The 13,117-nt window shown below is 71.3% G+C and carries 10 protein-coding genes; 7 read left to right on the forward strand and 3 right to left on the reverse strand.

Going from position 1 to position 13,117, the window contains the following annotated elements; genetic code table 11:
* The first annotated feature begins 75 nt into the window (after positions 1-75).
* A complete protein-coding gene (locus D7Y11_RS04695; protein ID WP_126933121.1) occupies positions 76-1,458 on the forward strand; it encodes a hypothetical protein in 1,383 nt (460 codons plus the stop codon).
* On the opposite strand, the gene D7Y11_RS04700 is transcribed toward D7Y11_RS04695, so the two are convergent.
* Both D7Y11_RS04700 and D7Y11_RS04705 read right to left on the reverse strand, forming a co-directional pair.
* Positions 1,427-1,762 (reverse strand): DUF3817 domain-containing protein, encoded by a 336-nt coding sequence (locus D7Y11_RS04700; RefSeq protein WP_120579204.1) that lies wholly within the window; start codon positions 1,760-1,762, stop codon positions 1,427-1,429. The genes D7Y11_RS04695 and D7Y11_RS04700 overlap by 32 nt on opposite strands.
* Entirely contained in the window at positions 1,759-2,127 is a 369-nt protein-coding gene (locus D7Y11_RS04705) for a hypothetical protein (RefSeq protein WP_120579205.1), read from the reverse strand. Before D7Y11_RS04705 ends, D7Y11_RS04700 begins: the two co-directional genes overlap by 4 nt.
* 163 nt (positions 2,128-2,290) lie before the next feature.
* Here D7Y11_RS04705 and D7Y11_RS04710 point away from each other — a divergent pair, with 163 nt between their 5' ends.
* The gene (locus D7Y11_RS04710; protein ID WP_126933122.1) at positions 2,291-3,304 is read left to right on the forward strand and encodes a GlxA family transcriptional regulator; all 1,014 of its coding nucleotides are present in this window, start codon (positions 2,291-2,293) and stop codon (positions 3,302-3,304) included.
* Here the strand turns inward: D7Y11_RS04710 and D7Y11_RS04715 are convergent.
* Positions 3,237-4,169 (reverse strand): MBL fold metallo-hydrolase, encoded by a 933-nt coding sequence (locus D7Y11_RS04715; RefSeq protein WP_126933123.1) that lies wholly within the window; start codon positions 4,167-4,169, stop codon positions 3,237-3,239. The two genes, D7Y11_RS04710 and D7Y11_RS04715, sit on opposite strands and share 68 nt — an antisense overlap.
* A gap of 113 nt (positions 4,170-4,282) precedes the next feature.
* On the opposite strand from D7Y11_RS04715, the gene D7Y11_RS04720 reads away from it, so the two are divergent.
* From D7Y11_RS04720 to D7Y11_RS04740, 5 genes are all read left to right on the forward strand, one after another.
* Positions 4,283-5,170 carry a LysR family transcriptional regulator gene (locus D7Y11_RS04720; RefSeq protein ID WP_126933124.1) on the forward strand — a complete coding sequence of 296 codons (888 nt, stop codon included), beginning with the start codon at positions 4,283-4,285 and terminating at the stop codon, positions 5,168-5,170.
* A gap of 39 nt (positions 5,171-5,209) precedes the next feature.
* A complete protein-coding gene (locus D7Y11_RS04725; RefSeq protein WP_120579214.1) occupies positions 5,210-5,797 on the forward strand; it encodes an NYN domain-containing protein in 588 nt (195 codons plus the stop codon).
* A gap of 27 nt (positions 5,798-5,824) precedes the next feature.
* Positions 5,825-7,573, forward strand: coding sequence for a DUF885 family protein (locus D7Y11_RS04730; RefSeq protein WP_126933125.1), 1,749 nt, complete (start codon positions 5,825-5,827; stop codon positions 7,571-7,573).
* Positions 7,570-8,448, forward strand: coding sequence for an alpha/beta hydrolase (locus D7Y11_RS04735; RefSeq protein WP_120579209.1), 879 nt, complete (start codon positions 7,570-7,572; stop codon positions 8,446-8,448). Before D7Y11_RS04730 ends, D7Y11_RS04735 begins: the two co-directional genes overlap by 4 nt.
* Before the next feature lie 174 nt (positions 8,449-8,622).
* On the forward strand, positions 8,623-13,117 hold a 4,495-nt coding region (locus D7Y11_RS04740; RefSeq protein ID WP_158641891.1), incomplete at its 3' end, for an amino acid adenylation domain-containing protein.

Consider the following 13,117-nt stretch of genomic DNA (forward strand, 5'->3'; position numbering starts at 1 on the left):
CCTGCCGAACCCCTGGTGCGTAATTCCGGCCATGACGCCGAGGCGACTTTTCGCCCGGCCGGGGGTTTCCCATCCATGCAGAAGCGTCGTGCGGGTGAAGTGGTTCTGGGTGCACTGGTGTGCTGGATGCTCGCGGCCTGTGGCGGCGACGACAAGGTGAAGGTCCGGGGGCACGTCACCAACGGAGGCGGTCAGCAGTCGCAGGGGCTCGTCGACGGCGCGCCCGCGCTGGCCGGGGATGGAACGGTCTCGGCGGCGACCACGGTGCGGATCAGCCGCGTGGTGGCGTCCGGAGACCTGACGACGCTGGCGGAGGCCGACGTCGCGGCGGATGGCAGCTACACGCTGGAGCTGGACGACGAGGGGCAGCGGCTGATCATCGAAGCGGTGAATGCGTCCGCCGCCACGGTGGGCTCCGCGGTGCTGGACTCCACGACGCCGCGGTCCGGCCAGGACGCGCGCACGGCGCCGCCCATCACGAGTGAGTCCTCGCTGGAGGCGGAGGTCTTCGTCCAGATGGTGCGGGACGGGGACTCGCCGGAAGGCGTGGACACGGTGGACCTGCGCGCGCGGTTGAACTCGGAGCAGGCGGCGGCGGTGCGCGGCCAGCTCAAGGCGACGGCGGCGGAGTCGGTGGAGGCGTTGAGCGCGGCGGTGCGCGCGGCGCAGACGACTCGGATCAAGGCGTACGCCCGGGCTGGCGTGGCCGTCACGCAGGAGCAGCTCTTCAGCGCGTCGTTGGCTGCGTCCGCGCAGTTGGACGCGTCACTGGATGCCGGCGGACAGTCCGCGGTGGGCGCCTACGACACGTTCTTCGCGGCGGTGCGCGCGGCCACGCCCCAGGCGAACGACGCGCAAGACCAGCAGGCGGAGCGCGAGGCGAGCGTGTCCTATCGCATCGCGGTGGACGCGCGGCTGTCCTCGGGAGCGGGCATCGCGGTCGCGGACGCGTCGGTGCGAGCCGCCGCCGCGCTGGAGGCCCGGGCCACCGAGGCCGCCGTGAAGGCCCTGCTCCAGGGCGCGAGCGCCACCGACCTGACGCTGCAACAGGCGAACACCGCCGCCACGTCGCTGCGAGCGAACCTCTCTTCCGCCACGGCGGCCAACGCCGCCGCGACGGCCTGGGCGAACTACAACACCCAGCTCGCCACCGGCGGCAGCGCGACCGTGATGGGGGCCCAGCTGGGGGTGACGAGCAGCAACCAGCTCGCCTTCGACTCGGCGGTGCATGCGGGCGCGCAGGCGGGCGCGACGCTCGAAGCCGCGCTGGGCACGGTGCTGGAACAGTCCGGCAAGGCGTCCGCCACGGCGCTCGCGGACGCGGTGGTCAACGCCTTCGCCACCTATGACGCCGCGGTGCGAGGCGGCGCCACCGCCACCCTGGTGGCCTTCGGCCCCAAGGCCACCACCGGCGTGGAGCTGCTGATCATCTCCGAGGGCTCGTTCCGGCTGCGGTAGGTGTGGAGCTCTCCGCTCGCTGCTCCTCCCGCCGCAGCGAGCGGTCCAACACGAAGTTCCCGAATGGCACCAGCGACGCGCCGAACACCGCGAGCGAACGGCGCGCCGTCCAGCCGTGTTCGGATGCCGCGCGGAACAGTGAGGACACGAAGAGCAGGAACAACAGCCCGTGGACGCTGCCTGTGATCCGCACCGCCAGGGGCTGAGCGAACAGGTACTTCACCGGCATCGCGATGAAGAGCAGCCCCAGGAAGGACATCCCCTCCAGGAAGGCCACCCACCGCAGCTGTCTCAGCGCATTCATGTGTCCACCCAGGGCCAGCGCGGCCGGAAGACCATCAGAACCAACACGCAGAAGAACGGCACGGCGGCCCAGAGTGCCCCCGCCACCGTGCGCCGCTCACGGGACGCCATGGCCACCAGCGCCAGCTGCGACACCAGCGACAGCGTCAACCCGCCCAGGATCCACGCCTCCGTCAATGCGATGTTGAACTGGAGCGTGAGCAGGTAGCCCGCCGTCCACGTCACCACCAACCCCGGTGACGCGATGGCGTGCACCGCGCGCTTGCGGTCCCGGGACTCCGTCGCGACCAGCGCCCCCACGAGCCCGCCGCCGTAGAGCACCACGCCCACGAACTTCAGCAGGAGCAGCAAGCGGTAGATCAACACCCCGTCACACGTCCCTGGCACGCCGTGGCGGCCATCGCCACGAAGCCCCGTCCGTATGACACGGGCCCCACGCCCACCGTAAGTGGCGGAAACGCCATCTTTCGACGACTTCCCGCCACGACTTACCTTGGCGGGAACCCACCAGCCCTGGCATCGTCCCGACATGCACACCGTGGCAATCGTCGCGCTGGACGGAGTGGTGCCCTTCGACCTCTCGATTCCCACCGAGGTCTTCCGCCATGTGCGGCTGCCCTTCGGCGGCCCCGGCTATCAGGTCCGCGTCTGCGGACTGACGCCGGAGGTCCACGCGGGCGCGTTCCGGGTGAAGACCCATTATGGCCTGGGCGCCCTGGCGCGCGCGGACACCATCATCCTGCCCGGCATCACGGATGTCTCCGGGCCCGTGCCGCCCAGGCTCGTGAAGGTCCTCCGCGCGGCCGCGGGCCGGGGCACGCGCATCGCGTCCATCTGCTCGGGAGCGTTCCTCCTGGCCGCGACAGGGCTGCTCGATGGGCTGCGCGCGACCACGCACTGGATGGCCACGGAGGAGCTGGCCCGGCGCTTCCCGTCCATCCAGGTGGATCCGAATGTCCTCTACGTCGACAACGGCCAGTTCCTCACCTCCGCGGGCGCGGCGGCGGGGCTGGACCTCTGCCTGCACATGGTGCGGCGCGACCATGGCGCCGCGGTGGCGGCGGACGCTGCGCGGCTGGCCGTGATGCCGCTGGAGCGCGACGGCGGCCAGTCCCAGTTCATCACCCACGTGCCTCCCGCCCCCGAAGGCGCGTCGCTGGAGCCGCTCCTGCACTGGATGGAGGACCACCTGGACCGGCCACTGACGCTCCCAGCCCTCGCCCGGAAGGCGGCGATGAGCGAGCGCACCTTGAGCCGCCGCTTCCGGGAGCAGACCGGCACCACGCCCCTCCAGTGGCTCCTCCACGCCCGCGTGCGCCGCGCCCAGTACCTGCTGGAGACCACCGAGCAGTCCGTGGAGGCCGTCGCTGAAGAAGTGGGCTTCGGCTCGCCCACCTCTTTCCGCGAACACTTCCAGCGCTTCGTCACCACCAGCCCCCTCGCCTACCGCCGCGCGTTCCGGGGAGCAGAACGCCTCAGTGCTGGTGGCCGAAGCGCACCTCCACCGTCGGGTGCGCCGCGACAAAGGCGCGCAGCTTCTTGAAGCTCTCCACGCCCCGGGGCCCGTCGTCCGTGAAGGAGCCCGGCTCCACGTCGTGCTCCCAGCCCCAGCGCGTGTGGCTGGCGTCGCCCAACAGCAGCACCGGCCCCTTCGTGGAGCGCACGAGGTACGCGGTGCTGCCCGGCGTGTGCCCCGGCACCCAGAGCGCCCACACGGAGCCGTCCCCGAAGACGTCCACCGCGCCGTCGAAGAGGCCCTTCGGGTCGGCCGTGTAGTTCCACTCCGACAGCGCCGGCTTGCCCTCCAGCGCGCGGTCCGTGGCGCCCTGCACCACCAGGTTCCGGAAGGCGCGGAGGCCCGCCTCACCCGGGCCGGTGTACACGGGCGTCCCCGCCGGTGCGTCCGCCATGCCGCTGATGTGGTCCGGGTGCAGGTGCGTGAGGAAGACGCCAGAGAGCGGCTGGGGCTGCTTCGCCAGCCACTCGCCCAGCGGCGCCAGCACCGTCATCTTCTCCATGTGCATCGCGCTCGTGACGATGCCGCCCAGCGCCGCGCGGTCCGGCGCGTCCCGCAGCGCCGTCTCCACGCCGGTGTCCACGATGTACATGCCCTTCGTGGGATGACGAATCGCGTGGAAGAAGACCTGCACGGGCTCGTCCCCGTCCTCCAGGTGCGCCGCCTTCGCCGTCGGGTGGTCCAGGTTGATGAGGCCGCTTCGGTCCACGGCCCAGTCGCACGAGGTGACGGTCTCCAGTTCCACCGGCCCGGGCACATCCAGCTCCGCGAGCAGCGCGTCCGCCGGCCGCGTCACGCCGAGCGTGGACTTCTGGACGCCGTGCGAGGACGTGGCGCAGCCGGTGGCGAACCCAGCGACACAGAGGCAGAGCGCGAGCAGGGAGGACTTCATGACGGACACCTTCTTCCTTCCGGCGCGAGGCACCGGGCGTTCGGGACAGGCGGCACGATGCGCGATGCGCTCATGGATGGGAATCCGCGAAATCGGCATGATGCCATCCATTCATGGATATCTCCTGGGACGACGCCCGGCTGTTCCTCGCCATCGCGGAGACGGGCAGCTTCAGCGGGGCCGCGCGGAGGCTGCGCATCGGACAACCCACGGTGAGCCGGCGGCTGGCCGCGCTGGAGTACGCGGTGGGCTCCGCGCTGTTCCGCCGGAGCGTGGATGGCGCGGCGCTCACGTCCGCGGGAGAGCGGTTGCTCGTGCCCGCGAAGAAGATGGCGGAGTGGGCCGGGGAGCTGCACCGCGCGGCGGAGTCCGCGGACAGCTCGCCCCGGGGCATCGTGCGCGTGACGGCCACGCCCTACATGAGCTTCGACTTCCTGGCCCCCTTCGCCGCCTTCGTCTCCCAGAAGCACCCGGGCCTGCGCCTGGAGGTGCAATCCCAGATTCAATACCTGGACCTGGGGCGCGGTGAGGCGGACCTCGCGCTGCGCGGACGGCCTCCCACCAGCGCGGACCTGAAGCTCGTGGACACGCTGGAGGTCCCCAACGCCGTCTTCGTGTCCAAGGCCCTGAAGGCCCGGCTGCCGAAGAAGCTATCGCTCCAGCAGCTGCCCTGGGTGGCCTGGGCTCCCCCCTTCGAAGCAGTCCCGCCCAACCCCCAACTGGAGTCGATGATCCCCGGCTTCAGTCCGTCATTCACGGCGGACAACTACCTGGTGCTGGTCGCGGCGGCGGAGGCGGGCCTGGGCGCGATGGTGATGGCGCGCATGGCGCACCGCTTCACCCGCCCCTCGCGCCTCGTCCCTCTGGAGGTGGACCTGGGGCCCTTCTCCCGGAGCCAGACCCACCTGGTGTGCGCGAAGTCCGCGCTGGATATTCCCCGGGTGCGCCGTGTGTCAGAGCTGTTGCGCGAGGAGTTCCAACGAATTCGCCTGGGTCGATGAAAACCCCCAACGGCCGGCAGCCCGCGTATTGTGCCCGCCATGCAATCCGTCCGCCCCGCCGCCGCATCCTACGTCCTCATCGACGCCGAGAACGTCGATTGGGCCGTCTCCAACATCGTCGGGCGCAAGCCCGAGCCGCAGGACCGGGTGCAGTTCGACCGGCTCGTCGCCTTCTGCGACACATATTTCCCCAAGCCGGTGCGCTGCGTGGTGGTGCTCAACTCTCGGGGTGAGCAGCTGCCGGACGCGATGATTGGCTTCGTGCGCGCGCTGAAGTCCGCGGGCTGTGAGGTGGCGCTGCTGCACGGCCGTCCGGATCAGAAGGTCGTGGACCTGGGCATCCTCAAGCTCCTGGAGAACATCCGCACCCAGCGTCCGCAGGCGGCGGTCGGCCTGGCCAGCCACGACGGCGCGGACTTCGCGGAGGCGCTCAAGCCCCTGCTCGAAGAGAAGCGGCAGGTCGCCGTGCTGGGCCTGCGCGAGTACGTGAGCCAGAAATTCCGCGATCTCACCCCGCTGGGCCTGAAGGTCGTCGACCTGGAGCTCAACGCCCGCGTGTTCCAGCGCCCCCTGCCCCGGCTGCTGCCGGTCAACGTGGACGAGTTCGATCCTTCTCTGTTCGTCTAGCCGCGGTTTCCAAGCCGGAGTCCGTCCATGTCATCCCAGTCCGTCCCCCAGCGCGGCGTCGCGTCCGCTTCGCTGCACACCCTGCTGGAAGCGGAGTGGCAGTACTCGCTCCAGCAGTACCCCACCTACGCGTCGCTCCTGGGGGACCGGCGCTGGAATGACCGCTGGGATGACCTGAGCCTCACGGCGCTGGAAGCGGATCACCAGCACAGCCACGCCGTGCTGCGCAGGCTCCAGGACGTGGACCGCGCCGCGCTGGACAACGACGCGGACCGGCTGCACCTGGACCTCTTCCGCCGGATGCACGAGACGTGGCTGGAAGAGTACGGGGTGAAGAGTCACCTCCTGCCCCTCAACCAGATGGGAGGCCTGCCGGAGGGGCTCAAGCAGCCGCCGGGGCTCCAGACGGCGTACCAGCTCGCGGACACCCTGCGCTTCGAGACGGTGCGGGACTACGAGGACTGGGTGAAGCGGCTGGAGGGCTTCGGCGCCTACGCGGATCAGGTGGTGGCGCTGATGCGCGAGGGAATGCGCCAGCACCGCATCCACCCGCGCATCGTGCTCCAGCGCATCCCGCCGCAGTTGGAGCGACAGGTCGTGAAGGATCCGACAAAGAGCGGCTTCTTCAGTCCCTTCACCCGCATGCCCAAGGACTTCACGCCGGAGGACGCGCGGAGGCTTGCGCAGGCGGGCCGCGACGCCATCGGGAACACCGTGGTGCCGGCGCTGAAGCGCGCCCTGGACTTCGTCACCACGGAGTACCTGCCCGCCGCGCCGGAGACGGTGGGCGTGTGGCAGTTCCCGGACGGTGAAGCGATGTACACGGTGCTCGCGCGCCGGCACACGACGACGCGGATGACGCCGGAGGAGATCCACGCGGTGGGCCTGACGGAGGTCCAGCGGCTGCGCGCGGCGATGGACGCGGTGATGGCGCGCACGGGCTTCACCGGCACGCTCCAGGGCTTCTTCGACACGCTGCGCACGGAGACGCGCTTCTACGAACCCACGGGCGAGTCGCTGCTCGCGCGCTACCGGACGCTGGCCCGCCGCATTGATCCGCTGCTCCCGCGGCTGTTCCGGACGATGCCGAAGACCCCCTACGTGGTCGAACCCATCGCGGAGGCCATGGCCCCGGACGTGACGACGGGCTTCTACTTCCCGGCCGCCGCGGACGGCTCGCGCCCGGGCACCTTCCAGGTGAACCTCTACCGGCCGGAGACGCGGCCCGTCTGGGAGATGGTGCCCCTGACGCTGCACGAGGCCGTGCCCGGCCACCACTTCCAGGTGTGCCTCGCCAACGAGCAGACGGACGTGCCGGCCTTCCGCCGCTTCACGTCCTACGTGGCCTTCGATGAAGGCTGGGCGCTGTACAGCGAGTCCCTGGGCGACGAGCTGGGCCTGTACGACGACCCGCACGACAAGTTCGGCCAGCTGGCCTACGAGATGTGGCGCGCGGTGCGGCTGGTGGTGGACACCGGCCTGCACGCGAAGCGTTGGACGCGGAAGCAGGCGCTGGACTTCTTCATGGAGAACGCGCCGCGCCAGGAGCTGGACGTCACCAACGAGGTGGACCGCTACATCGCGTGGCCCGGGCAGGCGCTGGCGTACAAGGTCGGCCAGCTGCGCATCCGCGCGCTGCGAGACAAGGCAGAGGCCGCGCTGGGGACGCGCTTCGACGTGAAGGCCTTCCACGACGAGGTGCTGCTGACGGGCTCGCTGCCGCTGGACGTGCTCGAGGCGAAGCTCGACGCCTGGGTGGCCCGGGAGTCCGCGTGAAGCGTCCGCTCGTCGCCGGGCTTCTGCTGGGAGGCGTGGCCCTGCTGGCGATGGCCGCCTGGGTCGCGGTGCGCAGCGCGCGATACATCTCCCAGGAGGTGCACCCGCCCCGGCAACCAGTGGGCAGTCCTCCCCAGGAAGCGGAGTTCGCCGGCCTGCGCGACGTGGCGTTCCAGGACCGCGACGGCCTCCAGCTCAAGGGCTGGTACCTGCCTCCGCGCGACGGGGCGCTCGTCGTCCTGGTCCATGGGCTGTCAGGCAACCGCACGCAGCTGTTGCCCGAGGCGCGGTTCCTGGCCCGGGCCGGGTACGGGCTGGTGCTCTTCGACCTGGGCGCGCACGGCGAGAGCAGCGGAACCGTGTCCACCTATGGCGACCGCGAGGCGACCCAGGTGCGGGCGGCGGTGGACTTCGCCGCGCTCCAGCCAGAGGTGGACGCGAAGCGCATCGGTGCGCTCGGGTTCTCCCTGGGGGGCTATTCGGTGTTGAAGGCCGCGGCGGAGGATCCGCGCATCAAGGCCGTGGTGGTGGAGGCCGCGGCCGTGGCGCCCGCGCAGGCGCTCCAGGACGAGCTGGGACACTGGGGACCCCTGGGCCTGTGGCCGGCGCTGGGGGTGATGAAGCGCGCGGGCGTGGACGTGAACGCCGTGCAACCCGCGCGGGACATGGCCGCGCTCGCGGGTCGCCCCGTCCTGCTGGTGGCGGGCGATTCGGATCCATGGGTGCCGGACGCAGCCCTGGAAAACCTGCTTCGCCAGGGTCAAGGCCCGTGGGAGAAGTGGCGCGTGCCGGGTGCGGGGCACGAAAGCTACCTCCAGGCCTCTCCCGAAGAATATCCACGCAGGGTGTTGGCGTTCTTCTCGCGCTTTCTCTGAATGTGGCGGCTGGGGAGCGGCCGAGGGGTCGGCCGGATGTAAGGAATCTGCCCAGACGCGATCATTCCTTTCCAGGCATGGCATGCTGCGTGCCCGGATTGGCCCGTCTTTCCCATTCTCTTCAATCTCAAACGCTCGGTACCTGACGGTCTGATGGACCCGGGGGATAAGTCCGTGGACGCAGCGCTCATGCAGACAGTGGTGGCGCGTTTCACCGCGCAGGCGTCCCGGACGCCTGACGCCGAGGCGGTCCGGTTCGAAGGCGCGGGGCTGACGTACGCGGCGCTGGACCGTCGCTCCAACCAGCTCGCGCACCACCTGCGGGGCCTGGGCGTCACCACGGACGTGCTCGTGGGCGTGTGCCTGGAGCGCTCGGTGGAGATGGTGGTGGCGGTGCTGGCCGTGCTCAAGGCAGGCGGCGCGTATCTGCCATTGGACCCGGCCTATCCCGCGCCACGTCTGGCTTTCATGTTGGAGGACGCGAAGGCGCCGGTGCTGCTCACCCAGGCGAAGCTGCGCGCGGGGCTGCCTGCCTTCGCGGGCCCGGTGCTGTGCCTGGATGAATCCCCTGCCCTCTTCGCCCCGGAGGCCCCGGCATCGCCGGTGGACGCGTCCAGCCTGGAGGGGCTGGCGTACGCCATCTACACGTCCGGCTCCACGGGCACGCCCAAGGGCGTGGCCATGGGACACCGGCCGCTCGCCAACCTCATCGCGTGGCAGCTGGGGCAGTCCATCGCGGGGCCGGGCACGCGCACGCTGCAGTTCTCCCCGCTGTCCTTCGACGTGTCGTTCCAGGAGCTGTTCGGCACCTGGTGCTCCGGCGGAACGCTGGTGCTGGTGCGGGACGCGCTGCGGCTGGACGCCGTGCTGCTGTTGCAGCTGTTGGCGGACGAGCGCGTGGAGCGGCTGTTCCTGCCCTTCATCGCGCTGCAGAACCTGGCGGAGATCGCCACCTCGCACCAGAAGGTGCCGCCCACCCTGCGCGAGGTCGTCACCGCGGGCGAACAGCTCCAGGTGACGCACCACCTGCGCGCGTTCTTCGCCGCGCTGCCGGGCTGCTCGCTGCACAACCACTACGGCCCGTCGGAGACGCACGTCGTCTCCAGCTACGTGCTCCGGGGCTCGCCCGACACGTGGCCCGCGCTGCCGCCCATTGGCATGGCGGTGGACGGCTGCGAGCTGCTGGTGCTGGACGAGCAGAAGAAGCCCGTGCCGCAGGGTGGGTCCGGCGAGCTGTTCCTCGCGGGCGTGTGCCTGGCGAAGGGCTACCTGCACCGCGAGGCGCTGACGGCGGAGCGCTTCGTGCCGCATCCGCTCAAGCCCGGCACCAGTGAGCGCGCGTACAAGACGGGCGACCTGGCGCGCGTGCTGCCGGACGGCAACGTGGAGTTCCTGGGCCGCATCGACGGCCAGGTGAAGGTGCGCGGCTACCGCATCGAGCTGGGCGAGATTGAAGTCGCGCTGGGCAGCCACCCCGCGGTGAAGCAGGTGGCGGTGGTGGCGCGCGAGGACGTGCCCGGCGACAAGCGGCTGGTGGCCTACGTCGTCCCGGACGGCACGCTGGAGCACGCGGCCGGGACGCTGCGGCGCCACCTGTCCACGCGGGTGCCGGACTACATGGTGCCCTCCGCGTTCGTGGTGATGGACGCCCTGCCTCGCACGCCCAGCGGCAAGATTGATCGCCGGAGCCTGCCCGCCCCGCTGCCCACGCGGCCGGAGCTGCAGCAGGCGTTCGTCGCGCCGCGCTCGCCGCTGGAGCGCACGCTCGCGGACGCGTGGGCGCAGCTGCTCCGCATCGACCGGGTGGGCGTGCACGACAGCTTCTTCGAGCTGGGTGGCAACTCGCTGCTCGCGCTCCAGTGCGTGGCGCGGCTGCGGCAGGCGCATGGGCTGGAGATCCCCATCGTCCAACTGTTCCAGTCCCCCACGGTGGCGCAGCTGGCGGCGGTGCTGACGGGGGATGCGTCGCGTCCGTCGCTCAAGCAGCTGGCGGAGGCGCGGCAGGCGAAGCGTCAGCAGGCGGCGGGTGGCGCGGAGCCGGTGGCCATCATCGGCATGGCGGGCCGCTTCCCGGGCGCGCCCGACATCGAGACGTTCTGGAAGAACCTGGTGGGCGGCGTGGAGTCCGTCGCCACCTTCACGCGCGAGGAGGTGGACCCGTCCGTGCCCGCCGCCGAGCGCGACGCCCCCGAGTACGTGCGGGCGCGCGGTACCCTGGAGGGCGTGGAGCTGTTCGACGCGGCCTTCTTCGGCATCATGCCGAAGGAAGCGCAGGTGATGGATCCGCAGCAGCGCCTGTTCCTGGAGACGGCGTGGGAGGCGCTGGAGTCCGCCGGCTGCGTGCCGGAGACGTACCCCGGCCTCGTCGGCGTCTTCGCGGGCACGCACAACAACAGCTACCAGCCGCTGCACGTGCTGCCCCGGCAGGACATCGTGGGCCGGGTGGGCGCCTTCCAGGCGATGGTGGCCAACGAGAAGGACTACGTGGCGACCCGCGTCGCGCACAAGCTGGACCTGCGCGGGCCCGCGCTGTCGCTCAACACCGCGTGCTCCACGTCGCTCGTCGCTGTAGCGCAGGCCTTCTGGGCGCTCCAGACGCACCAGTGCGACGTGGCGCTGGCGGGCGGCGCGTCCGTGACGGTGCCGCAGAAGTCCGGTCACCTGTACCAGGAGGGCGGCATGCTCTCCCAGGACGGGCACTGCCGCCCCTTCGACGCGAACGCCACCGGCACCCTCTTCAGCGACGGCCTGGGCGCGGTGGTGCTCAAGCGCCTGTCGGACGCGCAGGCGGACGGCGACGTCATCCACGCCGTCCTGCGCGGCGTGGGCATCAACAACGACGGCGCGGCCAAGGTGAGCTTCGCGGCGCCGGGCGTGGAGGGACAGGCCACCGCCATCGCCACGGCGCACGCGAACGCGGGCATCGACCCGCGCACCATCCGCTACGTGGAGGCGCACGGCACGGCGACGCCGCTGGGCGACCCCATCGAGGTGGAGGCGCTGTCGCAGGCGTTCCGCGCGCACACTTCCGACACGGGCTTCTGCGCCATCGGTTCGGTGAAGAGCAACTTCGGCCACCTGACCGCCGCGGCGGGCGTGGCGGGCCTCTTGAAGACCGTGCTCTCGCTGAAGCACCGCGAGCTGCCGCCGACGCTGCACTTCCAGACGCCCAACCCGAAAATCGACTTCCCGCGCAGCCCCTTCTTCGTGCAGGCGAAGCGCTCCGCGTGGCCGGAGGGCACGGGCCCCCTGCGCGCGGGGGTGAGCTCGTTCGGCGTGGGCGGCACCAACGCGCACGTCGTGGTGGAGGAGGCCCCGGAGCGTCCCGCCTCCGGCCCGTCGAAGCCGCGCCAGCTCCTCACGCTGTCCGCGAAGACGCCCGCGGCCGTGACGCAGGCGGCGCTGCGGCTGGCCGCGCACCTCCAGGCGCATCCGGAGGATTCGCTCGCGGACGTGGCGCACACGCTGGCCACGGGCCGCAAGGCGTTCCCGTTCCGCCGCGCCGTGGTGGCGGGCACCCATGAGGAAGCGGTGCGGGCGCTGACGGCCGCCGAGCCGGAGGCCTCCGCGCTGGAGTCCACGCCGCCCGTCGCGTTCCTCTTCCCGGGACAGGGTTCGCAGCATCCAGACATGGCGCACGGGCTGTACCGCCACGCGCCGGCCTTCCGCGCCACGGTGGATGCGTGCGCGGAGGTGCTCAAGCCGCTGCTCGGGCGCGACCTGCGCGAGGTGCTCTTCCCGAAGGACCCGGAGTCTCCCGAGGCCGCGGAGACGCTGCGCCAGACGTCGTTCGCGCAGGCGGCCCTCTTCACGGTGGAGTACGCGCTCGCGCAGCTCTGGTGGAGCTGGGGCGTGCGGCCGGGCGCGCTCGTGGGCCACAGCGTGGGCGAGTTCGTCGCCGCGTGCCTCGCGGGCGTCTTCACGCTGGAGGACGCGCTGCACCTGGTGGCGAAGCGCGGCCAGCTCATGCAGGCGCAGGCGCCGGGCAGCATGCTGTCGGTGCGCCTGTCCGCCGAAGCGGTGGCTCCCAAGCTGACGGACGGAATGGCCATCGCGTCGGACAACGGGCCCCGCCTGTGCGTGGTGTCCGGCCCCACGGAGGCCGTGCAGCGGCTGCAGGCCACGTTGGAGGCGGAGGGCACCGCGTGCCGGATGCTCCAGACGTCGCACGCATTCCACTCGCCCATGATGGACGCCGCGGTGGCGCCCTTCCTGGAGACGGTGAAGGGCATGCGCCTGTCCGCACCGCGCATCCCCATCGTCTCCACCGCGACGGGCACGTGGCTGAAGGACTCCGAGGCGACGTCCCCTGAGTACTGGGCGCGGCACCTGCGCGACACGGTCCGCTTCTCCCCCGCGCTGCGCACGCTCTGGGACAAGGGCGACCACCTGATGTTGGAGGTGGGCCCGCGCGTGACGCTCGCCACGCTGGCGCGGCAGCAGGCCACGGCCGACCAGCGCTCGCGGGTGTTCGCCTCCCTGGGCGAGTCCACCGGCGATGCCGCGGACTGGAGCGCCCTCCTGACCGCCGCGGGCCAGCTCTGGCGCCGGGGCGTGGCCCTGGACTGGCGGGCCTTCCACGCCGACGAGCAGCGCCAGCGCGTCACCCTTCCTACGTATCCCTTCCAGCGGCAGCGCCACTGGATCGACCTCGAGCGGGCTCCCGTGC

It is taken from the genome of Corallococcus sp. AB018, assembly GCF_003986945.1.
In the GTDB taxonomy this organism is placed as follows: domain Bacteria; phylum Myxococcota; class Myxococcia; order Myxococcales; family Myxococcaceae; genus Corallococcus; species Corallococcus exiguus.

What these genes read in the sequence shown, in the direction of transcription:
- D7Y11_RS04695 (WP_126933121.1), top strand. Translation starts at nt 76, where the DNA reads ATGCAGAAGCGTCGTGCGGGTGAAGTGGTTCTGGGTGCACTGGTGTGC.
- D7Y11_RS04700 (WP_120579204.1), bottom strand. Translation starts at nt 1,762, where the DNA reads ATGAATGCGCTGAGACAGCTGCGGTGGGTGGCCTTCCTGGAGGGGATG.
- D7Y11_RS04710 (WP_126933122.1), top strand. Translation starts at nt 2,291, where the DNA reads ATGCACACCGTGGCAATCGTCGCGCTGGACGGAGTGGTGCCCTTCGAC.
- D7Y11_RS04715 (WP_126933123.1), bottom strand. Translation starts at nt 4,169, where the DNA reads ATGAAGTCCTCCCTGCTCGCGCTCTGCCTCTGTGTCGCTGGGTTCGCC.
- D7Y11_RS04720 (WP_126933124.1), top strand. Translation starts at nt 4,283, where the DNA reads ATGGATATCTCCTGGGACGACGCCCGGCTGTTCCTCGCCATCGCGGAG.
- D7Y11_RS04725 (WP_120579214.1), top strand. Translation starts at nt 5,210, where the DNA reads ATGCAATCCGTCCGCCCCGCCGCCGCATCCTACGTCCTCATCGACGCC.
- D7Y11_RS04730 (WP_126933125.1), top strand. Translation starts at nt 5,825, where the DNA reads ATGTCATCCCAGTCCGTCCCCCAGCGCGGCGTCGCGTCCGCTTCGCTG.